27 protein-coding genes and 1 tRNA gene are annotated in these 23,832 nt (G+C 36.0%); 17 read left to right on the top strand and 11 right to left on the bottom strand.

The window, feature by feature from the left end; translation table 11 throughout:
• Positions 1-2: 2 nt before the first annotated feature.
• Positions 3-677 (top strand): response regulator, encoded by a 675-nt coding sequence (locus ACFSQP_RS04955; protein WP_376892272.1) that lies wholly within the window; start codon positions 3-5, stop codon positions 675-677.
• A gap of 253 nt (positions 678-930) precedes the next feature.
• On the opposite strand, the gene ACFSQP_RS04950 is transcribed toward ACFSQP_RS04955, so the two are convergent.
• Complete coding sequence (locus tag ACFSQP_RS04950; RefSeq protein WP_376892271.1) at positions 931-1,440, bottom strand: DUF456 domain-containing protein; 510 nt, start codon at positions 1,438-1,440, stop codon at positions 931-933.
• Between the two features lie 234 nt (positions 1,441-1,674).
• On the opposite strand from ACFSQP_RS04950, the gene ACFSQP_RS04945 reads away from it, so the two are divergent.
• The 3 genes from ACFSQP_RS04945 (at position 1,675) to ACFSQP_RS04935 (ending at position 4,176) form a co-directional block, all read left to right on the top strand.
• On the top strand, positions 1,675-2,049 hold the full coding sequence (locus ACFSQP_RS04945; RefSeq protein WP_376892270.1) for a BlaI/MecI/CopY family transcriptional regulator: 375 nt from the start codon (positions 1,675-1,677) through the stop codon (positions 2,047-2,049).
• Positions 2,046-3,461: a M56 family metallopeptidase gene (locus tag ACFSQP_RS04940; protein WP_376892268.1), complete on the top strand. Its 1,416-nt coding sequence runs from the start codon at positions 2,046-2,048 to the stop codon at positions 3,459-3,461. Before ACFSQP_RS04945 ends, ACFSQP_RS04940 begins: the two co-directional genes overlap by 4 nt.
• Before the next feature lie 238 nt (positions 3,462-3,699).
• Positions 3,700-4,176: a hypothetical protein gene (locus ACFSQP_RS04935; protein WP_376892266.1), complete on the top strand. Its 477-nt coding sequence runs from the start codon at positions 3,700-3,702 to the stop codon at positions 4,174-4,176.
• Between the two features lie 11 nt (positions 4,177-4,187).
• Here ACFSQP_RS04935 and ACFSQP_RS04930 read toward each other — a convergent pair whose 3' ends face one another.
• From ACFSQP_RS04930 to ACFSQP_RS04920, 3 genes are all read right to left on the bottom strand, one after another.
• A complete protein-coding gene (locus ACFSQP_RS04930) occupies positions 4,188-5,063 on the bottom strand; it encodes a hypothetical protein (RefSeq protein WP_376892265.1) in 876 nt (291 codons plus the stop codon).
• A gap of 65 nt (positions 5,064-5,128) precedes the next feature.
• On the bottom strand, positions 5,129-6,256 hold the full coding sequence (locus tag ACFSQP_RS04925; RefSeq protein WP_376892264.1) for a glycosyltransferase: 1,128 nt from the start codon (positions 6,254-6,256) through the stop codon (positions 5,129-5,131).
• Between the two features lie 2 nt (positions 6,257-6,258).
• On the bottom strand, positions 6,259-7,215 hold the full coding sequence (locus tag ACFSQP_RS04920; protein ID WP_376892263.1) for a hypothetical protein: 957 nt from the start codon (positions 7,213-7,215) through the stop codon (positions 6,259-6,261).
• A gap of 56 nt (positions 7,216-7,271) precedes the next feature.
• Between ACFSQP_RS04920 and ACFSQP_RS04915 the strand changes: the two genes are divergently transcribed.
• The 10 genes from ACFSQP_RS04915 to ACFSQP_RS04870 all read left to right on the top strand — a co-directional run bounded on the left by ACFSQP_RS04915 (position 7,272) and on the right by ACFSQP_RS04870 (position 15,628).
• Positions 7,272-7,910 carry a cell envelope biogenesis protein OmpA gene (locus ACFSQP_RS04915; protein ID WP_376892261.1) on the top strand — a complete coding sequence of 213 codons (639 nt, stop codon included), beginning with the start codon at positions 7,272-7,274 and terminating at the stop codon, positions 7,908-7,910.
• Complete coding sequence (gene ruvC, locus ACFSQP_RS04910; RefSeq protein ID WP_376892260.1) at positions 7,910-8,467, top strand: crossover junction endodeoxyribonuclease RuvC; 558 nt, start codon at positions 7,910-7,912, stop codon at positions 8,465-8,467. The genes ACFSQP_RS04915 and ruvC overlap by 1 nt, the downstream gene beginning before the upstream one ends.
• 69 nt (positions 8,468-8,536) lie before the next feature.
• Positions 8,537-9,682, top strand: a complete 1,146-nt coding sequence (hemW, locus tag ACFSQP_RS04905) for a radical SAM family heme chaperone HemW (RefSeq protein ID WP_376892258.1) — start codon at positions 8,537-8,539, stop codon at positions 9,680-9,682.
• Positions 9,683-9,753: 71 nt separating this feature from the next.
• Positions 9,754-10,500 (top strand): cyclase family protein, encoded by a 747-nt coding sequence (locus ACFSQP_RS04900; protein ID WP_376892256.1) that lies wholly within the window; start codon positions 9,754-9,756, stop codon positions 10,498-10,500.
• A gap of 199 nt (positions 10,501-10,699) precedes the next feature.
• Positions 10,700-11,068, top strand: a complete 369-nt coding sequence (locus ACFSQP_RS04895; RefSeq protein ID WP_376892255.1) for an MmcQ/YjbR family DNA-binding protein — start codon at positions 10,700-10,702, stop codon at positions 11,066-11,068.
• Between the two features lie 129 nt (positions 11,069-11,197).
• The gene (locus ACFSQP_RS04890; RefSeq protein WP_376892253.1) at positions 11,198-11,608 is read left to right on the top strand and encodes a response regulator; all 411 of its coding nucleotides are present in this window, start codon (positions 11,198-11,200) and stop codon (positions 11,606-11,608) included.
• 9 nt (positions 11,609-11,617) lie between these two features.
• Positions 11,618-13,756, top strand: a complete 2,139-nt coding sequence (locus ACFSQP_RS04885) for a GAF domain-containing sensor histidine kinase (RefSeq protein WP_376892252.1) — start codon at positions 11,618-11,620, stop codon at positions 13,754-13,756.
• A 4-nt stretch (positions 13,757-13,760) separates the two neighbouring features.
• On the top strand, positions 13,761-14,084 hold the full coding sequence (locus ACFSQP_RS04880) for an Hpt domain-containing protein (RefSeq protein ID WP_376892250.1): 324 nt from the start codon (positions 13,761-13,763) through the stop codon (positions 14,082-14,084).
• A 6-nt stretch (positions 14,085-14,090) separates the two neighbouring features.
• Positions 14,091-14,780, top strand: a complete 690-nt coding sequence (locus ACFSQP_RS04875) for a LytR/AlgR family response regulator transcription factor (RefSeq protein ID WP_376892249.1) — start codon at positions 14,091-14,093, stop codon at positions 14,778-14,780.
• Between the two features lie 269 nt (positions 14,781-15,049).
• Entirely contained in the window at positions 15,050-15,628 is a 579-nt protein-coding gene (locus tag ACFSQP_RS04870) for a PhnA domain-containing protein (RefSeq protein WP_376892248.1), read from the top strand.
• Between the two features lie 13 nt (positions 15,629-15,641).
• On the opposite strand, the gene ACFSQP_RS04865 is transcribed toward ACFSQP_RS04870, so the two are convergent.
• Positions 15,642-16,487: an AraC family transcriptional regulator gene (locus tag ACFSQP_RS04865; protein ID WP_376892247.1), complete on the bottom strand. Its 846-nt coding sequence runs from the start codon at positions 16,485-16,487 to the stop codon at positions 15,642-15,644.
• Between the two features lie 142 nt (positions 16,488-16,629).
• Here ACFSQP_RS04865 and ACFSQP_RS04860 point away from each other — a divergent pair, with 142 nt between their 5' ends.
• Positions 16,630-16,971 carry a tRNA-binding protein gene (locus tag ACFSQP_RS04860; RefSeq protein WP_376892246.1) on the top strand — a complete coding sequence of 114 codons (342 nt, stop codon included), beginning with the start codon at positions 16,630-16,632 and terminating at the stop codon, positions 16,969-16,971.
• Between the two features lie 214 nt (positions 16,972-17,185).
• Positions 17,186-17,467 (top strand): STAS domain-containing protein, encoded by a 282-nt coding sequence (locus ACFSQP_RS04855; protein WP_376892245.1) that lies wholly within the window; start codon positions 17,186-17,188, stop codon positions 17,465-17,467.
• Here ACFSQP_RS04855 and ACFSQP_RS04850 read toward each other — a convergent pair.
• Complete coding sequence (locus tag ACFSQP_RS04850; RefSeq protein ID WP_376892243.1) at positions 17,464-17,907, bottom strand: YybH family protein; 444 nt, start codon at positions 17,905-17,907, stop codon at positions 17,464-17,466. The genes ACFSQP_RS04855 and ACFSQP_RS04850 overlap by 4 nt on opposite strands.
• Positions 17,908-18,003: 96 nt before the next feature.
• Positions 18,004-19,392 (bottom strand): dipeptidase, encoded by a 1,389-nt coding sequence (locus tag ACFSQP_RS04845; protein ID WP_376892241.1) that lies wholly within the window; start codon positions 19,390-19,392, stop codon positions 18,004-18,006.
• Positions 19,393-19,556: 164 nt separating this feature from the next.
• Here ACFSQP_RS04845 and ACFSQP_RS04840 point away from each other — a divergent pair.
• Positions 19,557-19,638 (top strand) — tRNA-Leu (locus tag ACFSQP_RS04840).
• 52 nt (positions 19,639-19,690) lie between these two features.
• Here ACFSQP_RS04840 and ACFSQP_RS04835 read toward each other — a convergent pair.
• The 4 genes from ACFSQP_RS04835 to ACFSQP_RS04820 form a co-directional block, all read right to left on the bottom strand.
• The gene (locus tag ACFSQP_RS04835; RefSeq protein WP_376892239.1) at positions 19,691-20,602 is read right to left on the bottom strand and encodes a DUF5996 family protein; all 912 of its coding nucleotides are present in this window, start codon (positions 20,600-20,602) and stop codon (positions 19,691-19,693) included.
• A 421-nt stretch (positions 20,603-21,023) separates the two neighbouring features.
• A complete protein-coding gene (locus ACFSQP_RS04830; protein WP_376892238.1) occupies positions 21,024-21,899 on the bottom strand; it encodes a pirin family protein in 876 nt (291 codons plus the stop codon).
• A 67-nt stretch (positions 21,900-21,966) separates the two neighbouring features.
• Positions 21,967-22,284: a GNAT family N-acetyltransferase gene (locus ACFSQP_RS04825; RefSeq protein WP_376892237.1), complete on the bottom strand. Its 318-nt coding sequence runs from the start codon at positions 22,282-22,284 to the stop codon at positions 21,967-21,969.
• Between the two features lie 171 nt (positions 22,285-22,455).
• Positions 22,456-23,823 (bottom strand): porin, encoded by a 1,368-nt coding sequence (locus ACFSQP_RS04820; protein WP_376892236.1) that lies wholly within the window; start codon positions 23,821-23,823, stop codon positions 22,456-22,458.
• Positions 23,824-23,832 lie beyond the last annotated feature (9 nt).

Genomic DNA, 23,832 nt, shown 5'->3' with positions numbered 1-23,832 from the left:
ACATGAAAGAAACTGTTCGTATTTTAATGACCGACGACCATCCAATTATTATTGAAGGCTATCAAAACACTTTAATTGCCACAAAAAAAGAACACCAAGACCTTCAAATTGATATAGCTAATAATTGCGACGAATCTTTAAAAATGTTAAGAGCTGCTCGCGATTCTAAAAACTATTACCATGTTCTTTTTATGGATATTAGCTTGCCACCCTCTAGTGATGGCGATTTTACATCTGGAGAGGATTTAGCAAAATACGCCCGCCGCTTAATGCCAAAAACCAAAATAATTATGTTAACTATGTTTAACGAGCCTTACAGAATTTATAATATTATTAGAGAAATTGACCCTGAAGGGTTTTTAATAAAAAGCGATTTAACCTCGCGCGAGCTATCCAGTGCCTTTCAGGCAGTTTTAAATAACCCACCATTTTACAGCGCCACGGTAAGCGCTACTATTCGTAAAACAATAACCAACGATTTTAATTTAGACGATATTGATAGAAAAATATTATACTTATTGTCTCAAGGCGTACGCACAAAAAATTTAAAAGAGCATTTTCAAATTTCTTTAAGTGCCATAGAAAAACGAAAAAAACAGCTTAAAATACTTTTTGATGTACACGATGGTAGTGATGAACGACTTCTAGCCTTGGCAAAGGAAATGGGTTTTATATAAAAGCCTATGCAATTTGTTAAAATTGCTTTTTTTAGAAATTATTTTAGTCTGTAAAGTGCCGCCTTTACTGGCTTTTACGGTTTTACCGTAATGCTAATACGGGAAAACCGCAACACAAAATAAAATGTAAACCGTACCTTTGAGGCATCAGCGACAAGTTATCCCTCATAAGTAATTTGTTGACACAATAGCATTTACACTAACCTCATATTTATTTTTATTTCTTAAAAATAGTATGAGGTTTCTTCTTATTTTAAAAACTAAAAAGCGTGTTTTTATAGTCCCAAACAGTCCACAAAAAGAAACCCAAATACACAACAGATACCAGAAATTTAATAAAAGTACCGGCCAAAAAGCCTAAAAAAGAACCAAAAGCAGCTTTTACAGCCACTTTTGTATCTGCTTTATTAATCATTTCCCCTATAAACGCTCCTAAAAAAGGCCAAATAATAATGCCTAACGGCCCAAAAACAGGAAAGATTATAGCTACCAATAAACCAACCGTAGTGCCAATAATACCTTTTCTACTACCGCCAAAGCGTTTTGTGCCAACCGCTGGAATAATATAGTCTAGAGCAAAAACCAAAAGCGCAATTACGAGTGTAACCCCCAAAAACCAAGAATCGTTTGGAACGGCTTCTGTAAGGTAAAGTAGTAATAAACCAATCCAACTTAATGGCGGTCCTGGTAAAATAGGCAAAAAGCTTCCGGCTATACCAACTAGCATAAATAGGAAACCAATAACAACTAGAAAAATGTCCATACATTAAATTTTAAACACGAATATAGGTAAAGAATATTATTAATTTATAACTAAAAAATTAGTTTAAACTAATTTTTTAGTTATATTTGTGTAACTAATGTTTTAGTTGAATGGTTTCTATGTGGAACCTAATAATCTTATTAGGGTTTTAAACAGCGCTTAAAGCGAGTTCAAATTATCGCTATCTAAACCATGAACTGCATAGCTACCAGTAACCTATAAACGAGAAAAACCATGAGTCAGAAAAAACAGTTAACCAGAGCAGAGGAGGAAATTATGCAGGTGTTGTGGCAACTTGAAAAAGCACCTGTTAAAAATATAATTAAACAACTTCCAGACCCAAAGCCAGCTTATAATACCGTATCTACAATAGTGCGAATATTAGAAACCAAAGGCTTTGTAGACTATGAAAAAAAAGGCAAAGGGCATGTGTATTTTCCTGTGATTAAAAAACAAGATTACAGCAACGACAGTATCAACTCCTTGGTAAATAATTACTTTCAAGGCTCCTTTAAAAGTATGGTGTCTTTTTTTGTGAAGCAAAACGATATTAGCTTAACAGAATTGGAATCTCTTGTAAATGAGATACATAAAGATGAAAAATCATGATACATTATATTATTCAAGTTTTGGCATGTCAGGTAATCTTTTTGTGCTTGTATGATGTGTTTTTAAAACGGGAAACTTTTTTTAATTGGAATCGGGTTTTTTTGTTAGCTACTGCGCTGCTTTCAGTTGTTTTGCCTTTTATTAAGGTGGCTGTGTTTAAAGAAGTTATTTCAAAAGAATTTGTACTTAATTTACCGCCCTTACTGTCTCAAACACCTAATACAATTTTCCTCCAAGAGGTGGTGATTACAGGTAGTAGCACATCACACAGTTCTTTAGGTTACCTGTTATTAGTTTTAATAATTGGAAGTGTGCTATCTGCAGCATTTTTTTGCCTGCGCTTATTTAAAATTATAAAACTTATTCATCAAAATCCAAAGCATAAACAAGACGCTGTGTATGTTGTTAACGTGCTAAACAGTAGCGTCGCGTTTTCTTTTTTTAACTACATATTTTTAGGCGAAAACCTAAAAGGTACCCATCGCGAACAAATTATAGCGCATGAGCTAGTTCATGTAAACCAAAAGCATACCTGGGACTTATTGTTATTCGAAATTTTGCGAATCGTATTTTGGTTTAATCCCTTTGTATATACGTATCAGCGTAGAATGGTCGATTTACATGAATTTATAGCCGACTCTAAAGCCGTAAAGGATAACAAAAAGCAGTACTGTGCAACCTTATTGGCCCAAATTTTCGATACAGATCAGGTGTCGTTTGTCAATCCATTTTTTAAACAATCAGTAATTAAAAAACGTATTATTATGTTACAAAAAACAAAATCCAAACAAGTACAGTTAGTAAAGTATGGTCTAGTAATTCCAATGGTATTTGGAATGTTGTTGTACGCATCCTGTTCTACAGATACCACGCAACCTAACCTTATTACGGAGGCCACAGAAAAAGTAAGCATTCAAGAGCAAATTGATATGCTAAAAAACGCAATTGAAGCAGAAGGCGAATTAACAGAAACACACAAAGAAGCCTTACAAAGTTTGTTAAAAAACACTACGGTGAGAGCTGTGGAAGAAATTACCGAAACCGAAGGAGCGGATTTTGCCGAAATGCCTGTTAATCTTGTAGATAAAGCGCCTACTTTTGTTGGCTGCGAAACCTTATCAAAAGAGGATCAGAAGCCATGTATGGCTCAAAAATTAACCGCTTTTGTTACCAATAATTTTAACAAGGATTTAATGAGCAATTTAAATATTACGGGTGTGGCTCAAGTGCGTGTGTTTTTTAAAATTAATGCAGATGGAAAGGTTTCCGGCATTAAGGCTAGAGCGCCACATCCAGAATTAGAAGCCGAAGCGAAACGGGTTATAAGTTTGCTACCAGATTTTATACCAGGCCAACATCAAAATAAACCAGTTACCGTGCCGTATTTTCTCCCAATAAAGCTTCAAAATTAAGTGGTGGCAATTCGTTTGCCCTTTTTTGGCAAACCTGTTTTAAAATGATTTAATAAAAAAGGAAATCCGGCCTCCCTAAAAGCGGAGTATGTAAATAGATGTACAGTAAGCGCTTTTTTGGGGTAACAAACGGCGCATACTGTTGCTTTTTTTCTACTGACTTTATTTTGGCAGACATAACCAATAAGCTATGGGATAAAATGTAAAATTATCGTATTTTTCGGGCTAATAAGGGCCTATGAAACAGCTATATTTTTTGTTAATATGTTTAGTAGTTACTTCTTGTAATTATTTTGATGCTAAAAAAACAACCTCAGAGGATATTCTAGAAAATGAACTTCTTACGTTTAACTGGAATGACGTAGACGAGTATCCGATGTTTGAAAGTTGCAATGAAAATGCTACCAAAGAAGCTAAAAAAAGATGTTTTCAGAACACGTTAACTCAAATTATTACTCAAAAATTACAGCAAAATAGCTTGGTGGTAAGTCAAAGTATTACCGATACGGTTTATATGAATTTTGAAATTTCTAAAGAAGGTGTTCTTACCCTTTTAACCGTTGAAGCAGATAGTGTTACGCGTAAAGAAATTCCAAACATACAGGAATTACTTGCAAAAAGTGTAGATTCTCTGCCTAAAATTTTCCCAGCCATTAGGCGCAGCCAACAAGTTAAAACGGCATTCAGGTTGCCGGTAATTATTCAGGCTAATTAGTTAAAACAAGGCTATAAATTCCATTTAAAGCCCATTGCATAATCCATTGGAAAGTTGTTACTATTATCTGTAAATAGCGCGTAAATATCGTGGTAGGCAACTGTTATATAGCCGTTTTTAGTAATTTTAAAATCGGCGCCTAACCCCATTATAAAAGGCACATCTATGTTGGAAAAAGATTCTTTGTAAGTGCTGCCATTTGGCAGGCTGGAGGTAAGGGTGCTGCTCCCAAAATTGTAGGTTACCAGTTTTAAATTACCATACACATTAAAGCGCTCTTTATTTATAAAGCGGTAACGGTATCCAATAGCCATTTGCGTGGCTGTGTATTTAAAATCTTGAACCTCCAGTGCGTGTCTAATATGAAAAAATAACGCGTGTTTTGGTAGTTTATTGGTTTCAAAAAATTCGAAATCCAATCCAAAAAACGGTACACCGGCATTGTTTGGGTTTGCTACAAGTGGTTGGTTGGTAATACCGCCAAAAATACCTAACCTACTTTGCAATTTGGCCCGCGCTTCAAAATCGTAATTTAAATTGGTTGTGGCATTATAGGTGTTAAAAAAAAGTTTTAAGCTGCTTAAGGTTAATTTAACTTTATTGGTTGGTACACCATAATCGGCTGTTAAATTATGCAAAAGCGTTTTGTATTCCTCTTGATATTTTTTGGTTTCCGCATTTTTGGTGTTTTTTAGTTCTTGTATGTGTCCATCTTCAGTTCTAACAAAATACCTGTATTTTTTTTCATCTATGGTCCAGAGTAAATCTAAATTACCACTAATAGCGGTAGTTAAGGTAATTGTTTCGTTGTTTACCTTGTAAGTTTCTTGAGCAACACTTTTTAGGCTAAACACTAAAAGTAAAAGGAGCAAGCAGGCTTTTTTCATCAAAATATAAATTACGAAGTGCTGTAAAGCTAAAAAAATAATAACAAGTTTTTAAAATAACGGAGTTATTTCTTAAAAGTCCTTCCTTTCCAGGTGTAGCTGCTAAAAAACGACAAAACCACAATAAAAATACTAAAAACAGGATACAGTACACTAGCAACTACAAAGGCAGGTAACACAGATTCTTGTTGTAGCAGCCTACTGGTTTTAAATATCAGGATGAAATCGGCTATAAACTTGGTTAAAACAACAAACAAAAAGCTTTGTAAACTTAAATGTCCGAGTATAGTTAATGGAATTAAAAGAAGTAAAACCAAATTCATTAGTGCTACAATAATGCCAGATACTATGGCAAAACAGCTGGTGTAGTGTGTAGATTTTGCCATCCAGCGCAGTCTTTGCGATATCAAGTTTTGCCAATTGGGCTCTGCTTTTGTTTCAACGGTGGCCTGTATGGTTTTTAAATAACCAACATCGCCAGAATTATTTTTTACCACCTTTTGTAAGAAAAAAACATCATCGCCACTGGCAATTTTGGTAGAGCCTTCAAACCCAGACAAGGCGGTAAACAGCTTTTTTTGATAGGCTAAATTGGCGCCATTGGCTAAAAACGGATCGCCTAGGCCAAACCCGCCTATGCTAGTACCAATTAAGCTTAAAAGATCCATAGTTTGAAAACGGTCTAGAAAAGAGGTTACATCAAAATAATTTACCGGAGCGGCTATAAGTTTGTAGTTGGTTTGTTGTATAAACGCATCGTAACATTGTAACCACAATTTAGGCAATAGGCAATCGGCGTCGGTGGTAATAATCCAATCGTATTGTGCGCTTTTTATACCTTTCGATATGGCTTCTTTTTTTGGCGAAGTACTTTTTTGAGTGTTTTGGGTCATGCTTACATGGTGCAAACCATTTTCAATAAAGGTATTAATAATGGCAGCAGATTTGTCGCTTGAAGCATCATTCACCAAAATAATTTCAAATAAATGTTTGGGATATGCTAATTCTTTAACCGATTTTAAAAAATGCGGTAGGTTGGCTTCTTCATTTCTAAAGGGCACAATTACGGAAAAACCTGTTTTAGGTTTTGTAGCTTTAAGCTTAAAATGGGGTACTTTTATAAAGCCATAAACAAACGATGCTATTAAAATAGCGTATACTAGAGTAATATAAATGGTTAATATAAAGACCATAGTTAAGATTTAGGTAGTGGGAGCTTTAAAACAAAGATACTACCAAAAATACTTGGAAACACAAAATTTAATAGCCACATAACCGTAACCGTACTTAAAACCGAAACACTGCTTATATCTAAAAATTGAAAAATATAAATGGCTACACTGGTTTTTACCAGAACATCAAAAATAACAATACTAGGTATTATAGACACTAGTAAATACATACTCGTAATGCCTATAAAGGCTTGGTAAAAGGTTATAGCGTTGTTAAAAAGGGCTAAAACAAAGTAAAACTGAAACGAAAAAATACCATACCGCACTACCGAAAATAAGAAAGCCAAAGCATATGTTTTGCAGGGAATATTTTTAAAGTACCCCAGAGTTGTATCTAAAAATAACCACTTGTTTTTCAATTTGTATACAATAAAAAGTAAGGTTAGGCCAAAAAATAAAGTGCCTAACAAAAAGATACTAATATTAACGGTGGCTAATTTGGTGTTAAATGATCTTACAAATACAGATAGCCCAAAGCAACCAAAACCAATGGTTACGGCCATTTGTAAGCTGTTTCCTATTAGGTTTAAAGCCACAATTTGCTTCCGCTTACTGGCTTTATAATACAGGGCTTTAACACCATATTCGCCAACCCGATTAGGTGTAAACAAGGAAGCTGTTAAGGCACTTAAACATTGCTCTGCGGCTTTGTAAAACGAAATTGGTGCTAAAGTAGTAACAAGGACGCGCCATTTCATTATTTCCAGATACCAGTTTAAGCAGGTTAATACCAATAACACGCTGCACGTTTTTAAGGTAATTAAGTTGGATTGTATCACCAAGTCCAAAAAATGATAAAAATCTAAATCCGGGTCTTTGGTAAGTTTGTTATAAATAAAATAAAAAGCAGCTACTACCACCCCTATTTTAACGAGTACAAAAAAGAATTGTTTAGTTTTGTGTGAAATGTTTTGTAACATACAATTAATAGGATACCGGTAAAAGGTTAAAGTACAAATTAAAACATAAAACTATTATGCTCATAACAGGTAAGCCATTTAAGTGGTTGGTGCTAGTAAGTTTCTGGATGTTTTTACTAACCAATAGCTATGCGCAAAGCGAAGCTAGCCGTTGGAAAGCACAATTTTTACTCGGCGTAAATAGTCCAAATGCTAGTGGTTTTGTACCAGGTTTTGAAGGTGAAACATTAAATTTTCCAACCATACAACTTGGTGTGCAGCGCATGTTTAAACCACAGTACGGCGTAAAACTAGATTATGGTTTTAACAGATTAAATCACGCATCGGACGCGCCATATTTTAAAATTAATTATTCCAGAATAAACGCACAATTTGTTTACGATTTATCGCCGGTAGCTACTTTTTTACCAGCCTCTGTTGGGCTTGTGGCGCATGCGGGACCAGGATTTTCTATGGTGAAACCACTAAGTGGTTTTTCTGAAAATAACACCGCGTTTGTAAATGCTATGGCGGGATTGGAAGCACACTATACCCTATCAAGAACCCTTTCTGTGTTAATAGATGTGGCATATGTTTACGGTTTTAGTTCAGATTTTAAACCTGTTTCTAGTGGTTTTGGATCGTTTAATGGAAATCTATTTACAGCAACGGTAGGTCTTTCGGTATCATTAAGTGGTTGCTATTATTGTGATTAATGAAGAAAGAAAAAATAATATTAGGTATTGATCCGGGGACAACAATAATGGGTTTTGGACTAATAAAGGTGGTGGGTAAAACCATGGTTTTTATGCAGCTTAATGAGCTAGATTTAAAAAAATACGACGATCATTACTTAAAACTTAAACTTATTTTTGAGCGCACCATAGAGCTTATTGAAACACATCATCCAGACGAAATTGCTATTGAGGCGCCTTTTTATGGAAAAAACGTGCAAAGTATGCTTAAATTAGGTCGGGCACAAGGGGTTGCTATGGCAGCCGGTTTAAGCCGTGAAATTCCAATTACTGAATACGCCCCCAAAAAAATTAAAATGGCTATTACTGGAAATGGAAACGCCAGTAAGGAGCAAGTGGCTAGGATGCTTCAAGGTGTTTTAGGCCTAAAAACACTGCCTAAAAATTTAGATTCTATGGACGGTCTGGCCGCAGCTGTTTGTCATTTTTATAACGATGGGCGCGTTGCTATAGGAAAAAGCTATTCTGGGTGGGATAGTTTTGTTAAACAAAATGCCAGCCGAATAAAAAAGGAATAAGTGGCACTAAAAAAACACCTAACTAACCAAAAGGGTAACGTAAAAACCTAATAACTAAAATCAGGAAAAATGGCTGGTATTTATATTCATATACCGTTTTGTAAACAGGCTTGTTATTACTGCGATTTTCATTTTTCAACTTCTCTGAAAAAAAAATCAGAGCTTGTTCAGGCCTTGGTTACCGAATTGCAGTTGCGCAAAGATGCTTTTTTAAACACCCAGGTAAACACAATTTATTTTGGGGGCGGTACACCCAGTATGTTAAGCTTGGCAGAATTGGAACAAATTATTAAAGCAGTGTATGCTAATTATCAGGTTTCTAATAACCCAGAAATTACTTTGGAAGCCAATCCAGACGATTTAATTTCGGTTCAAAAAAATTCTAAAACTATTTTCGAATCCTATAAAAATATAGGAATTAATAGATTGTCCATTGGTGTGCAGTCCTTTTTTGAATCCGATTTAAAACTTATGAACCGTGCGCATAACGCCGCAGAGGCCAAAATAGCGCTGGAGGAGGCTACCAAATATTTTAATAATGTGTCTGTCGATTTAATTTATGGCATTCCGGGTGCCACCAACACCCAATGGCTTAAAAATATAGAAACCGCACTAGCCTTTAAAGTGCCCCATATTTCTAGCTATGCGCTTACCGTAGAACCCAAAACAGCCTTGTCCAGTTTCATTGAAAAAGGCCTTATTAGTCCTGTAGATGATGCTTTGGCAGAGCAGCAATTTCAAATATTAGTAAATGTTTTAACAAAACAGGGCTTTGTAAATTACGAACTGTCTAATTTTGGTAAACCGGACTACTTTAGTCAAAACAACACGGCATATTGGCAAGGCAAGCATTATTTGGGTATTGGGCCGTCGGCACATTCGTTTAATGGCAAGCAGCGCGGTTGGAATGTAAGAAATAATACCAAATACATAAAGGCTTTGGCAGCCAATACATTACCAATAGAGTGGGAGGTTTTGTCTAAAACCGACCAGTATAATGAGCGAATTATGACAGGTTTGCGAACAATCTGGGGCGTGTCTTTAAACGATATTGAAAAGGATTTTGGTGCACATTACAAAGATTTGCTTTTAAAGCTTGCAGAAAAACACATTCAAAATAAACTGTTGTATATCCAAAATAACACCTTGTTAGTAACTAAAGAAGGCTTGTTTTTAAGCGATGGAATTGCATCCGATTTATTTCTGTTAAATTAACTAAAGGCATTTTGTAATTCTGGGTACTTTTACGTTTCTTAGGGATGTAACCAAGCAAATAACTAACAAATATGATAGCCACTATAGAAACTAATTCTAAAAAATATAAAATAAATTTAACCAAACCCATCGATATTTCTATACCGCTTAGAGCCGCCTCAACCAACGTTAATGCTTGGTATCAAGGGCCGCCAAAAATTGAGCCGGTACAAGATGGCGATTGGGTAGCAAGCGTTGCGCAAGGCGCAGATATTAATTTTAACACCATAACCTTTAACCCACATGCGCACGGCACACATACCGAGTGTGTAGGGCACATTACTAAAAAAGTACACGCTGTTAATAACAGTTTAACCCAGTTTTTTTTCTTGGCAGAATTAATTACTGTAGCACCAGAAAAACTAAAAGGTGACTTTGTTATTTCTAAAAAACAGATTCGGTTTGCGCTGGGAAATAAAAAGCGAGAAGCGGTTGTTTTGCGCACCATTCCAAACACAACCGATAAACTTAACCAACAATATTCCAATACCAATCCGCCTTATTTATTGGAAGACGCCGCCATTTACTTACGTGAAAAAGGCGTTAAACACCTACTAATAGATTTGCCAAGTATAGATAAAGAAAAAGACGATGGCTTACTTTTGGCACATCGGGCTTTTTGGAATACAGCCGGAAAAAAACGAATGGATGCCACCATAACCGAATTTATTTTTGTGCCAAATGCCGTGGCAGATGGGACCTATTTTTTAAATTTACAAATAGCACCTTTTCAAAACGATGCGACGCCTAGTAAACCTATTTTATTTGAGATTGAATAAATTTGCACACGCTTTAAAGTCTGAAAACAGCTTTTGTTGCTGTTTTAGTATCTTTTCAAGTTGTTATACCCGTGCTTAAAAAGGCTTGTGTGTACAGTGGTTTTCGTATGGTTTGAAAATATAAAAGCCACGTGTACGCAATGCGAGTTACAAGAAAAGACAAAAAACCTATGTTAAACACACTAAAAAGCAATGTCCTTTGAATATAGAAACACTTCGCAACTTTTGTTTAGATAAAAAGGCAGTAACCGAGCACCTGCCTTTTAACGAAGACGTCCTCGTTTTTAAAGTGGCAGGAAAAATATTCTTACTCACTTCTTTAAAAAGTTGGGAGTTAAACAGGGCTACTATTAATTTAAAATGCCAGCCGGAGTATGCTTTAGAGCTGCGTTCTAACTACCATAGTGTGTTGCCTGGGTACCATGCCAACAAAAAACACTGGAATACCATTAATTTATTTACCGGTGAGCTAAACGCCTCGTTGGTTAAGCAACTAATTACGCATTCGTACCAACAGGTTGTGGCTGGATTAACAAACAAACAGCGTACATTATTTCATTTAAACTAAATTTTAAAACAAACGGCAACAACTCAAACTGTAGCTATTATTGTTCCTTTTTTTTTGAAAGACTATGCTTACAGACTTTTTTTATGTTAATTAAATAATTATCTTGCTACTTATCAATACACAGTACACATGAACAAATCGCTAAAAGTCCTTCTAGTAGAGGATGATGCTATTGAAATAATGAAATTTCGAAGAGTGCTGGAAAAACTAGGGTTGGACCACGATATAACCCAATGCGCAGATGGGGAATGTGCGCTAAAGTTTTTAAAAGACGCACAGGTTTTACCTAGCATTATTTTACTGGACTTGAACATGCCTAGAATGGACGGATTAGATTTTCTGAAATACCTAAAAGACCATTCGGACTATAAATATATTCCTACAGTAATTCTTACCACTTCCAACAATAAAAAGGACATGTTACGATGTTATCAGCTTGGTATAGCTGGTTATATTTTAAAGCCTTTAAAATACGAGGATTACGAAAACAGGATTGCTGCCTTTTTTCAGTATTGGAGTTTAAATCAGCTCGTGCATTAATTGGGTAATATGGAACTAAAAGGATTATCTAGCTTAATAAAACAGTTGGAAACAGAACGATTAAAAAATCGCTCTCTGGAGGCTATTATTAGTTTTATTCGTCAAGAAAATAATCAGCTAAAACAACAACTGGAATCGCGAGTAATCCAAACCCCTAACAAAACAAAAAGCGAACAAGCCAACCAACAACTTATTGGGGTGCTAGATCTGGTTATTACCCGATTGTTTGGTATGCACGATGTTTACGAAATAGCGCGGGAAATTGCTTCTATTTTGGCCGAATATTTAGGCACTAACGACTGCGTTATCTATGCCGTTTTGGAGGATAAACAAGAAGTAGAACAAATTGCCGCTATTGGCGATAAACTAACCCCTACCGATGAAATTAGAAATAAACTTACCTTAAAGTTTGGCGAAGGTATTGTTGGCGCAGTTGCCGTTTCCGGAAAGCCAGAAATTATTGTTAACACCGCCAAAGATTCACGCTACATACCAGATATTACCAATAATTTATCGGAACTCACAGTACCGATAATTTTAAATAATAAGGTAATTGGTATTATAGATTCCGAACACCCTGATGCTAATTTTTTCAATGTAGAACAGCTTAAAACAGTAGAAAGTGTTGCCAGACTGGCGGCATTAAAAGTAAAAAATGCGCTGAATATTAAGGAACGCGACCAATTTGAGCGGGAATTACTAACGTCAGAAACCCGGTTATCTAGTTTAATATCCAGTTTAGAGGCCGGTATTTTATTAGAAAACGAAAACAGGGAAATTGTATTAACCAATCAAAAATTTTGCGATTTATTTCAAATTCCTGTCCCTCCAGAAACGTTAATTGGTCAGGACTGCACCAATGCGGCTCAAGAAAGCAAAGCGTTGTTTAAAGATCCAGAGAAATTTACAAACCGCATAGATTACATTTTAAAAACCAGAAAAAAGGTCCTTGCAGACGAACTTGTTATGGTAAACGATGTGGTTCTAGAACGCGATTATATTCCTATTTTTAGCAACAACGAGTATTTAGGGCATTTATGGAGTTACCGCGATGTTAGTTTAAGCAGAAATTACCAAAAAAGTTTAGAAGCGCAACGTTTAAAATACAGCAATATTATTTCCAACATGAACCTCGGACTCATGGAAGTGGACAACGAGGACCGTATATTAATGGTGAATAAGAGTTTCGAAAAAATGTCGGGCTACAAAGAACATGAATTAGTCGGAAAAAAGGGTGTTGAGGTTTTTCTGGATAGCACTAGTAAAAAAGTGCTTCAAGAGCAAATAGAAAACCGTATTGCAGGAAAATCTAATAACTACGAAGTGGTTATTAAAAACAAACAAGGAGAACCACGACATTGGTTGGTTAGTGGTGGCCCAAATTACAATTTAAATAACGAATTGGTGGGTTCAATTGGTATTCATTTGGACATATCGGAACAAAAGCGCTTGGCTTTTCAAAAAGAAAGTCTTTTAAAAAAACTTAAAAAAAGCAATGAAGAACTGGAGGAGTATGCCCATATTGTGTCGCACGATCTAAAATCGCCGTTGCGTAATGTAAGCGCTTTAGCCAATTGGATTAAAACAGACAATTTAGAACTGCTAAAGGAAGAAAGCATCGAGCATTTTAAGCAAATTGAGCTTACCCTAGAAAAAATGGACAATTTAATTTCGGGTATTTTGCAATATGCCAGTGTGTCCGATGATGCGGTTGTAAACGAGGAGGTAGATTTAAATGTATTAATTACCACTATGATTCAAACCCTTCATATTCCTAAAAACATTACAATAACCATAGTTAAACAATTGCCTAAATTAGTTTTTAATAAATTACAAATACAGCAAGTATTTCAAAATTTAATTATGAACGCCATAGAACATGCTAATAAACCCAATAGCATGATAGAAATTGACTACACCGAAACAGATACCCATTATGAGGTTTCGGTAAAAGATAACGGCGTGGGAATTGAAACGAAATATCATAAAAAGATATTCAAAATGTTTAAATCAATTCATCAAAAACCAAGTAACTCGGGTATTGGACTGGCCATTGTAAAAAAGATTTTAACTATGAATGGTGGCGATATTCGCGTAGAGTCTACACTGGATAGTGGTGCAACCTTTTTTGTGGCACTAAAAAAATAACCCCATGGAACTACCTACACTAGAGTATATAAAAAAATTAGCCGATGGTAATACCGCCTTCGAAAACAAGCTTTTGGAAACCATGAAAGCTGAATTTCAGGAAGAAAAAGAAACTTATTTTTTACTTTTGGCCAATGGGAAACACGAGGAAGTATCCAATATTGTACATAAAATAAAACATAAAATAGCATTGTTAAGTCTTGAAAAAGGCTACGAAATTGCTACTAACTATGAAGAAGATATAAAAAAACAAAATACCAACCTACAACTAAAATTTCAGGAAATACTGAATAGTATGACCGATTTTTTAAACCAAATCAATCAATAACAAACCATGAATTATATCATTATAGACGATGAAGCAACCGCTAGAACCATCATAAAAGGTTTAAGTAACGCACACGACAGTTTAAAGTTTGAAGCCGAGTTTTCCAACCCCATAGAAGCACTTAAATATTTAAATTCCCACCAAGTAGATGTTATTTTTTTAGACATACATATGCCTGGTTTTTCAGGTTTCGATTTTATACAAACCTTAAAATTTCAACCCAAAATTATTTTAACAACATCCGATGCTAATTTTGCTATTAAAGCTTTTGAATATCCGTTGGTAATAGATTATTTAGTAAAACCTATTCAAGCAGAACGCTTTAATAAAATGGTTAAAAAGTTGGAAACCCAAATAACACAAGCCCCTAAAACAGAAGGTAACGACGATTATTTGTTTGTAAGCGTAAAAAAGCGTTTGGTAAAAATTCAATTGCAGGACCTGTGCTATTTAGAGTCCAATGGCGATTATGTTAATTTTGTAACTGAAACCGATAGCTACCCCGTACACACCACCTTAAAAAGTATTGCAAGCAAATTACCCGACGATGTTTTTTGCAAGGCACACCGCTCTTATGTGGTTAATATTTTAAAAATTGAACAGATACAGGATAATACCATACGAGTAGGAAATGCGCATATTCCGCTAGGGAAAACCAATAAAGCCGATTTTTTAAAACGTTTAAATTTTCTTTAATCGGCGCTAACGGGTTTTCTGCCTTTGGTTGCTAGGCATTCATCGAAATTTTAATTTTCGTATTATCTTATTCTTTAAATTCGTCCTGTAAATACTTTTTCATCTTATATGAAATAATTCAGTGTTTATTGGTTAATAGCAATATCAAAAAAAGGTTCTAAGTTTTTGGTTTTTTCCTTTTTTGGTAGATTTTATAAAGCCTTGGTGGGGACCAAGGCTTTTTTTATATACCGTTTTTATGCGTATAATTGCAGTGTTAAAAAACAAGTATGAGCGTATTAACCAAACTTCAAGAACGCAGTAGCAACCGTTGCGAACTGTGCCAATCAAAAACAGATTTACAACTATATGTTATCCCACCAAGCTTAAACGAAAGCGTGGATACAGCTATTTTGGTTTGTAAAACCTGTGCAGACCAAATAGAGGCGCGTGCTAGCATGGATGTAAATCACTGGCGTTGCCTAAACGATAGTATGTGGAGCGAGCATGTGGCGGTTCAAATTATGGCTTGGCGTATGTTACAACGTTTGCGTAATGAGGGCTGGCCAAAAGATTTGTTGGACATGATGTATTTGCCAGACGAGGCATTAGCTTTGGCACGGGCAACGGGCGAGCACGAAGATGCTAGTAGTAAAATAGTGCATCGCGATGTTAATGGTGTGGTGTTGGAAAACGGCGACTCTGTGGTGCTTATAAAAGACTTAAAGGTAAAAGGCTCTAGTATGGTAGCCAAGCAAGGTACGGCAGTAAGAAATATACGTTTGGATCATGAAAATGCAGCATATATTGAGGGTAAAGTGGGTGGTCAGCAAATTGTCATAATTACGCAATACGTAAAAAAATCCTAGTAAAATAAACGTGTTAGTTTAAGCTTTTTCTGAAAGTGCTGGGCGCTTTGCTTTTAATAATTTTAAATTGCCTGTTAAAATTAGAAATATTATTAAACCCCGATTGATAGGCAATTTCCGAAATAGTGGCATCGGGTTGCACTTGCATTAACCGACAGGCATTTTCAATACGCAATTCATTTAAAAATTGAAAATACGATTTATTGGTACGCTTTTTAAAATACTTACAAAAGGCGTTTTTAGTCATGTTAGATACTTCGGCTACTGCAGTTAAGCTAATATTTTTACGGTAGTTATTCATTGTAAATTCTAAAACTGCACGCATGCGTTTACCTTCGTTGTCTGAGTATTTTTTGTTATAAACAAAGGAGGATAAACTATCATAATTAGCTGCTGTTACTAGTTTTAGTAGTTTAAGAAGTAGTATAAAACGCTCCAGTTTTGTTGCAGCACCCAACTGTAAGAATAGCGTTTTTATAGCTTTTTGGTTAGATGTAACTTTAAAACCGTGTTTGCATCGGTTAAAAAAAGGCTTCAGTTCTTGCAGTTCTTCTAAATTAAAAAAATCCGGACCAAAAGATTCTCTAGTAAAAAACAACGATAGCATGCGCGACGGATTTGCATGTTTTTTGTCGCTTTTAAACACGTGCGGCATGTTGCTATCTAAAATAATAATATCATTTTTAGCGTAAAAACTAACCGTATCGCCAACAATTAAAGTACCCTGTCCAGCTAAAATAATACTAAACTGTATTTCGGCGTGCTGATGCAATTTGTCGTAAAATACCCGCTCGTGGTCTTCCTGATAAATTAAAGCGTCTTTTTCTGGTTTTGGTATTTTAAATGGAAGTACTTTCATATTTAAACACAAAATTACTTAAATAATATGCTATAAATGTTATTTTTATTAATTTTTGGATAGTATTTTAGAAATATAAAACGAATAATACGAAGCTGGTACATAACTTGGGTGCCAAATAATTTAAATCTATAACGTTACAATGACACAGAACACCTTAAAATGGGAAACGTTTCAGGAAGTAGATATGCGGATTGGAACCATTATATCTGTAGAAAATTTTACAGAAGCAAAAAAACCGGCGTATAAATTGGTGGTGGATTTTGGACCTTTGGGGCACTTAAAAACATCGGCTCAAATTACTAATTTATATTCGGTAACTGCTTTAATTGGTAAGCAAGTAGTAGCGGTTGTAAATTTTCCACCAAAACAAATTGCAAATACCATGAGTGCTTGCTTAATTTTGGGTGGTTTATCTGGAGGGCAAGAGGTGGTTATTTTACAGCCCGAACGCACCGTTCCTAATGGAACCAAAGTAGGCTAGTGTTTTATTTAATGATCGTAAAATAGCTATGACTTTGTTTGTCTTAAAATACTTATTTTCACTTTATTGAAAAAAAAATAGATATCTTTTTTTAACTTGGTCTATAAAAAACGAATGTTTATCGAAAAGTAACTACAAGTACAAATAATTTGGTTAGTTTTAAGGGACTCAATTAGTAGCACGCAATTTAAAAGAACCTTTAAATGAAGTGCTTATGAATCTCGAAATTACACACACCAATAATATTTACGCCGTAAAAGGTGTTCTAGACAAAAACTCTGCCACCGTTTTTAAGCAGCAATTTGAATCCATTTTAACCTCGCAACCAGGTGTAACAATAAATATTGAAGGTTTAAAACATATTGATAAGTATGGCGTAACTGTTTTGGCCGATATGTATAAGCAGTCTTTGGCCAAAAATAAAACCTTTGCTATTGTGGGTTTTGGATGCAAAGATTTATACCATCATTTTAAAACATCAACAACAGCGCATTAGTTGGACATATCTGCAATTATTTTCCAGGCACCATCTATTTTTTTCAGAACCAAAAGAAAATCGCCCTCTGCATTACCAACCGAACGGGTTAAATGGTAGGAGCCCATAACGTAATAGGATTGTTTTTCAATGGGCATAATTGATTTAAGGGTAAATTGTAGCCTTCCCGTATGCGCTTGACTAGGGTAGCCTTTTTTATAATTGTTTAATGTTTTTTGCCAGCCGTTGGTAATACCGTTGCTGCCATAAAATTGTAAAGAATCGTTTTTCCAATAACCTTCCATAAAGCCTTCTAAATTAAAATTATTCCATGCGTCCTGCTGTGTTTCTAAAACCTGGCGGATGGCTTTTATATGAATGTTATTGGTGTCCGAGCGGCTTTTTTGCGCTACAAGGCTGTTGGAGAGTAAGAAACAGCAGATAATAAAAAGTGTTTTCATAACACGGGTTAAAATACTAATAAGCATAAAAATAGTGTTAATTAATAAAAAAACCCAACAGGTAGTTAGTTCTGTTGGGTTTTGTTTACATCAGGGTTATTTAGAAAGCTCTGTGAAATATTTATAAAACAACGGAATAGTTTCAATCCCCTTTAAATAATTCCAAACGCCAAAATGCTCGTTAGGCGAATGAATGGCGTCGCTATCCAAGCCAAAGCCCATTAAAATGGTTTTGCTTTGTAATTCTTGTTCAAACAACGACACAATAGGAATACTGCCGCCAGAGCGCTGAGGAATAGGTTTTTTTCCGAAGGAAGCTTCATAGGCTTTACTGGCCGCTTGGTAGCCTAAACTATCAATAGGCGTTACATAACCTTGACCGCCGTGATGTGGTTTTACGACAACTTTAACGCCTTCCGGTGCTATGCTTTCGAAATGCTTTTTGAAAAGTTCTGTAATTTCTTCCCATTCTTGATGTGGCACCAAACGCATGGAAATTTTGGCAAATGCCTTACTAGCTATAACGGTTTTAGCGCCTTCTCCTGTGTAGCCGCCCCAAATACCATTTACATCTAATGTTGGTCGGATGGAATTTCGTTCGTTAGTTGAAAATCCAGCTTCACCATAAACAGCATCAATGTCCAATGATTTTTTATAGGCATCCAATGAAAACGGTGCTTTAGCCATTTCAGCACGTTCTTCTGAGGGTAATTCTTCAACCTTATCGTAAAATCCAGGAATAGTAATGTGGTTGTTTTCGTCGTGAAGTGAAGCTATCATTTTAGCCAAAACATTAATAGGATTGGCTACAGCGCCACCGTATAATCCTGAATGTAAATCTCTATTTGGACCTGTTACTTCAACTTCTACGTAGCTTAAACCACGTAGCCCCGTTGTAATACTTGGTACGTCTTTGGCAATCATGCCCGTATCGGAAATAAGAATGACGTCGTTTTTTAACTTATCGTGATTGTTTTTTACAAAAGTAGCTAGATTTACAGAACCCACTTCTTCCTCGCCTTCTATCATGAATTTCACGTTACATGGTAATTGGTTGGTGGCAGTCATAAACTCCAATGCTTTAACGTGCATGTACATTTGACCTTTGTCGTCGCAGGCACCGCGGGCAAAAATGGCGCCTTCTGGGTGTATATCGGTTTTTTTTATAACCGGTTCAAATGGTGGTGAGGTCCATAGCTCAATTGGATCTGCCGGTTGTACATCGTAATGGCCATAAACAAGGATGGTAGGTAAATTTTTGTCGATTATTTTTTCGCCATAAACTATCGGGTAACCGTCTGTTTCACAAATTTCCACATGGCTGCAACCGGCTTCTTCTAACCTGTTTTTTACGGCATCGGCTGTTTGTAAAACATCCTTTTTGTAGGCTGGATCGGCACTTACCGATGGCATTTTAAGCAACTCAATTAACTCGTTTAAAAAACGTTCTTTATGGTTGGTTAAGTAGTTTTGTAAGTCTGTCATATCTAAAATTTTTCGAATTTTTGAATTGGTAAACCCCTTTTTTACGGTGTTTTTTCAAAAGTACAAAACCTATGTAACATTTTTATTAAAAGATAGGTTTGATTATTCAAAGTATTGTTTATATTTGCATCCCAATAACCAAAAAAACACTTTTGGTTTTTAGCGCGGGCGTGGTGGAATTGGTAGACACGCTAGACTTAGGATCTAGTGCCGCGAGGTGTGGGAGTTCGAGTCTCCCCGCCCGCACAGCTAACAAAAGCTTCAGTTTTACTGAAGCTTTTTTTTTTGCTCTATGTTTTTATTTGGGAACGGTTAAAGCAGCTATGTCCCAACCAGCCAATTTAGCGCCAGCTTGATAACTGCTTTCAAGAAAGTTCATAATTTCTTGTTTTGGATGTTTGCTAGCAATAAGGTCCTTATATTTTAAAAGTGCCATAGGGCTTCCGTTGGAATCCTGCCATTTAGCAGTTTTAGGTTGTAATGGTTCTTTGTTAATACCTTCTGGCGAAGGGTAGGTGTAGGCATAAAATGCAGGTTCTTTTATCGTGTCATCGCCAAACCAAAACCCAAAACTGATAACTTCGTGCGAGTAGGCCTCTTTTTCAACTTGCGAAACGGCTCCCATATCTGGTGCTTTTTTTCCTGAAAAACGCGTTACGACTAAATCAAAATGATGCCAGTATAAGTGTACAGGACATGTTTTGCTGTAGGATTTGCCACTAAATTCTTTAAAAATCATATCTACCTGAACTAAAATTTGCCAAGCTTTATGAACAGCTTCCTTATCGTAGGAATGATGCCTTGTGCATTTATGGAAAGGAATTGAATCTGATAAGTCAAATGGTTTGGCGAGGATGTTAAATTCAATATTGAGTTCATCAAGTATGGCAGCAAATTTGCAATAAAAATCTGCTACAGATAGGCCGTCTTTCAACTCAAAAAAACGACTTTCTCCTTTACTAGTAGAAACAATAAGTTTATGATCGATAAAATTAAAAGTCACTTCAAAAGTAAAGTCTTTGTTGGGAATTGCACCCGTGGCCAAACCGTTATTTGTAACATATAATGTAATGTGCCACCAATGATTATCTTTTGGCATTAAAGACAAGCGTAATTTGCCAACAATTTGAAAATAACGGTGTAAGGTTTCCTTGGTTTTTAACCATGACGCTAATGGTAATGCTGGAAAAATAGGTTGTTGTACTGCCATGTGTATGCTATTTATTAATTAGAATAGGCTGTATAAGTATGCGCTTTGTTGGAACTTATTGTTAAACCCAAGCATGGTTGTCTTGTTTACTTAAAGCCCTCGTTTGTTAAAAAAAATATGTAAAAAAGAAAGGTACTAAAATATGCGCAGACTGGAAAACGCTTAAACTACCTAAAATAATTTTAGTGTAAATAGCTTACAAGCTTTTTTAAGGGGTGCAGACATTAATTTTTAGCAATAACAAGTAGATTAAATTTTTTATGTTGGTTTTAAATGTTGCTATTTAACAGGACACTTAAACGGGTAACAAAACTGAAACATGCCATATTAACTAGTTGCTGGTGGTCTGGAGCACTTTTTTAAAATACTCTATTGTTTTGCTTACATCTAAAATGGCTGCTATTATGTTATACAACCAGGCTTAGTTTAAAGCTCCAAATTTACCCGAGTTGAAGTCGTTAAAGGCTGCAATTAATTCTTCCTTTGTGTTCATAACAAATGGGCCATGTGCGGCAATAGGTTCATTAATAGGCTGTCCGCTTAGTATTAGTACGACCGCATTTGTAGTGGCTTTAATTTCGAAATTTTCGCCATCGTTTGCCATTAGTGCCAGATGGTTTAAGGGGACGTTTTCAGTGTCATTAATCAGGATACTGCCTTCAAGTACAAGCAGTGCCGTGTTGTAATTGGACGGTATTTGAAAGTCTGCTTTATCACCATCATTAATTTTAGCGTTTAACAAGATTACAGGTGTAAATGTTGCTGCAGCGCCAATTATACCTTTATACTTTCCAGCAATTACTTCTATTGCGCCGGCACCGTTAGGTAATTGATAACGATTGATAGCGTCCTTTTTTATGGCTTGATACTTGGCATCAGATTTTTTGTCTTTTGCAGGCAAATTAATCCATAGTTGTACCATTTGGAAATCGCCACCTTTTTTGCTCCATGCTTCTTCGTGATATTCTTTATGCAAGATACCATTGGCGGCTGTCATCCATTGCACATCGCCTTCTCCAATTACACCGCCGCCTCCGCTACTATCTTGGTGTGCTATTTTACCCTTGTAGGCAATAGTGACTGTTTCAAATCCTTTATGGGGATGCACGCCTACGCCTCTGGGTTTTTCAGAAGGTGGAAAATGGTAGGTGGGGTTATAGTCCAACATTAAAAATGGACTCATGCGCTGCATGCTTAAACTGTAATGACTGGGTATAAAATTGTGTACTCTAAAACCATCGCCCACAAAATGCGGTTCTCCTGGACTTACTACAAGTTCTACTGTTTTTGTTTTCATGTTTTGTTTATTTTGTTTGGCCTACGCTAGCGTTTAGGTTTGGAACGTTAGGTTGTTTTTGGGGTAGCTATAAGTTGTTATAGCCATTAAACTTGGGGCTAACAATGCGTTTCCATTCGGGATGCTTTTTAATAAAGGCAAACACATAGGGGCAAAAAGGGTGTAAGCTAATGTTGTGTTTATCTAAATATTGCAATGTTTTTTCAACCACTGCACTGGCAGCGCCTTTTCCCTGTAACTCGGGATCTGTTTCGGTATGAATTAACGCGATGTCGTTTCCAATTGTTTTGTAATCTATAAAAGCAAAAAACCCGTTTACCACAATTTCAAAACGTTTTTTAGCGTCATTTTTAACTAAAGGTATGTTGCTGTATGCTGTTTTCATATAATTTTTTTTGAAGCTATTTTAAGTTATTCTGGTTGGCAGTAGGCCACATAATTAACAAACTTGATGCGATTTATAGGTTTATTTTAACTTTTGGTATAACGTTAGTTTAACAGACCAAACAGAGATTTTACGGTATTAAAATCTAAATTAATGCGAACCATTAAGAATTCAAAATTTAAACTCGGTTGTAAACACAAAATGAAGCAAGGTGTCACTTTTGTTGCTTTGTTTTAAAAAGTTTCCCGGAAAAATAATACTCGTTTCAATTGTAAATTGTAAAAAGTTAGTTGCTGAAAATGCTGCTGCAGCACCTAGTTGGCTAGCTATAAATTTTCCGTTGTTGGTAGCAGGGTATTCCAATATTAGTGCTGGATTATACAAGCCATCCTTTTGTGAAAATCGCCAAAAAGCCACATAATCCAAGGCAATAGCTACTCTGCCAATTTGAGTTTCTACATACGGATGCACATCTATTAAATTAGATGGTCCAAAACGTGCCACACGCCCAAAATAGGCTCCTCTGGGATAAAGCGCATCAAAGGTGTTTAGCGTAGTATCGTTTCCATTGGTGTCGCCACTAATGGCTTCTGTTTTAACACCTAGTATAAAAGGATGTGCGGTATTGAATTTTTTCTCTACGTTAAACGAGGCTGTCCAGGCAGTAATATTTTGGTTACCAAAACTTCCTAGCTGATATACAAACTCGTTGTTGTAAACCAGTCCTTTCCAATTTCCAAAATGACGTAACCCAATTGAGGTTCTATTATCATCTGCCGTACCATTGTTCCATGTTTTATTGTCTTCTTTTTTATGCAGCACATACAGGTCTGTATGGGTGCTGGTTGTCCAATTTTGCGTCCAGTACAATCCTGTGAGTGTTTCTGAATTTTCAAAACTGTCATTATCAAAAACGCCAGCTTGCAGATGAACTGGTATGGCGTGGAATCCGGTTAGTTTCGTATTAGTGTATGTGTACTGTAATTGCACCATATCAAAGGATAAGCGCACATTGGGTCCTTCACGCACGTCCACCAGTCTGCCGCTTCCAAAGCGCATGTTTTGTCGGCCTACTAGTACATTAAACCTGTCATTGACACGATACCTGGCAAATAGTTGATTGATGCTTAATGCGTCCTTTTGCACAGGACTGATGTCTTCCCTGCTGTTAATAAGACTAGAATTCAGTTCTCCGAATAGTTCAAAGTTTGAAGCCATTTTTAGGTGCGCGTGAAACATGCCACGATGCAAGAACCAGTAGTCGGTTTGGTCTTGGTTTTTATTGAATTGCTCATTGATAAAAGATTCGGTTTGAAAGCGATAGCTTCCACCTAAACTTAAACTAGCATTATAACCCAGGGGTATAGCCTTTAGCTTTTGGTAGGCATTTTTAGGTGCAACTATTAGTATCTTGTCGTCCTGACGTAAGAGGCTAAAATCCAAGGTGTCCTTATTTAATTGTGCTGTAGCCTGTGCCCAGCAAAGTAGGGGTAAGAAAGTGTAACTGAAACTAAGAAAGCGCCATACATACTTTTTCATCACCTTTTG

Source organism: Bizionia sediminis (assembly GCF_042684585.1).
Classification (GTDB): domain Bacteria; phylum Bacteroidota; class Bacteroidia; order Flavobacteriales; family Flavobacteriaceae; genus Algorimicrobium; species Algorimicrobium sediminis.
The sequence above is the reverse complement of the archived record's forward strand: the minus strand, read 5'-3'. Positions and strand labels throughout refer to the sequence as shown.

Bases quoted from the DNA above. Each gene is read 5' to 3' on its own strand.
- ACFSQP_RS04955 (WP_376892272.1), top strand. From the start codon at position 3: ATGAAAGAAACTGTTCGTATTTTAATGACCGACGACCATCCAATTATT.
- ACFSQP_RS04950 (WP_376892271.1), bottom strand. From the start codon at position 1,440: ATGGACATTTTTCTAGTTGTTATTGGTTTCCTATTTATGCTAGTTGGT.
- ACFSQP_RS04945 (WP_376892270.1), top strand. From the start codon at position 1,675: ATGAGTCAGAAAAAACAGTTAACCAGAGCAGAGGAGGAAATTATGCAG.
- ACFSQP_RS04940 (WP_376892268.1), top strand. From the start codon at position 2,046: ATGATACATTATATTATTCAAGTTTTGGCATGTCAGGTAATCTTTTTG.
- ACFSQP_RS04935 (WP_376892266.1), top strand. From the start codon at position 3,700: ATGAAACAGCTATATTTTTTGTTAATATGTTTAGTAGTTACTTCTTGT.
- ACFSQP_RS04930 (WP_376892265.1), bottom strand. From the start codon at position 5,063: ATGAAAAAAGCCTGCTTGCTCCTTTTACTTTTAGTGTTTAGCCTAAAA.
- ACFSQP_RS04925 (WP_376892264.1), bottom strand. From the start codon at position 6,256: ATGGTCTTTATATTAACCATTTATATTACTCTAGTATACGCTATTTTA.
- ACFSQP_RS04920 (WP_376892263.1), bottom strand. From the start codon at position 7,215: ATGTTACAAAACATTTCACACAAAACTAAACAATTCTTTTTTGTACTC.
- ACFSQP_RS04915 (WP_376892261.1), top strand. From the start codon at position 7,272: ATGCTCATAACAGGTAAGCCATTTAAGTGGTTGGTGCTAGTAAGTTTC.
- ruvC (WP_376892260.1), top strand. From the start codon at position 7,910: ATGAAGAAAGAAAAAATAATATTAGGTATTGATCCGGGGACAACAATA.
- hemW (WP_376892258.1), top strand. From the start codon at position 8,537: ATGGCTGGTATTTATATTCATATACCGTTTTGTAAACAGGCTTGTTAT.
- ACFSQP_RS04900 (WP_376892256.1), top strand. From the start codon at position 9,754: ATGATAGCCACTATAGAAACTAATTCTAAAAAATATAAAATAAATTTA.
- ACFSQP_RS04890 (WP_376892253.1), top strand. From the start codon at position 11,198: ATGAACAAATCGCTAAAAGTCCTTCTAGTAGAGGATGATGCTATTGAA.
- ACFSQP_RS04885 (WP_376892252.1), top strand. From the start codon at position 11,618: ATGGAACTAAAAGGATTATCTAGCTTAATAAAACAGTTGGAAACAGAA.
- ACFSQP_RS04880 (WP_376892250.1), top strand. From the start codon at position 13,761: ATGGAACTACCTACACTAGAGTATATAAAAAAATTAGCCGATGGTAAT.
- ACFSQP_RS04875 (WP_376892249.1), top strand. From the start codon at position 14,091: ATGAATTATATCATTATAGACGATGAAGCAACCGCTAGAACCATCATA.
- ACFSQP_RS04870 (WP_376892248.1), top strand. From the start codon at position 15,050: ATGAGCGTATTAACCAAACTTCAAGAACGCAGTAGCAACCGTTGCGAA.
- ACFSQP_RS04865 (WP_376892247.1), bottom strand. From the start codon at position 16,487: ATGAAAGTACTTCCATTTAAAATACCAAAACCAGAAAAAGACGCTTTA.
- ACFSQP_RS04860 (WP_376892246.1), top strand. From the start codon at position 16,630: ATGACACAGAACACCTTAAAATGGGAAACGTTTCAGGAAGTAGATATG.
- ACFSQP_RS04855 (WP_376892245.1), top strand. From the start codon at position 17,186: ATGAATCTCGAAATTACACACACCAATAATATTTACGCCGTAAAAGGT.
- ACFSQP_RS04850 (WP_376892243.1), bottom strand. From the start codon at position 17,907: ATGAAAACACTTTTTATTATCTGCTGTTTCTTACTCTCCAACAGCCTT.
- ACFSQP_RS04845 (WP_376892241.1), bottom strand. From the start codon at position 19,392: ATGACAGACTTACAAAACTACTTAACCAACCATAAAGAACGTTTTTTA.
- ACFSQP_RS04835 (WP_376892239.1), bottom strand. From the start codon at position 20,602: ATGGCAGTACAACAACCTATTTTTCCAGCATTACCATTAGCGTCATGG.
- ACFSQP_RS04830 (WP_376892238.1), bottom strand. From the start codon at position 21,899: ATGAAAACAAAAACAGTAGAACTTGTAGTAAGTCCAGGAGAACCGCAT.
- ACFSQP_RS04825 (WP_376892237.1), bottom strand. From the start codon at position 22,284: ATGAAAACAGCATACAGCAACATACCTTTAGTTAAAAATGACGCTAAA.
- ACFSQP_RS04820 (WP_376892236.1), bottom strand. From the start codon at position 23,823: ATGAAAAAGTATGTATGGCGCTTTCTTAGTTTCAGTTACACTTTCTTA.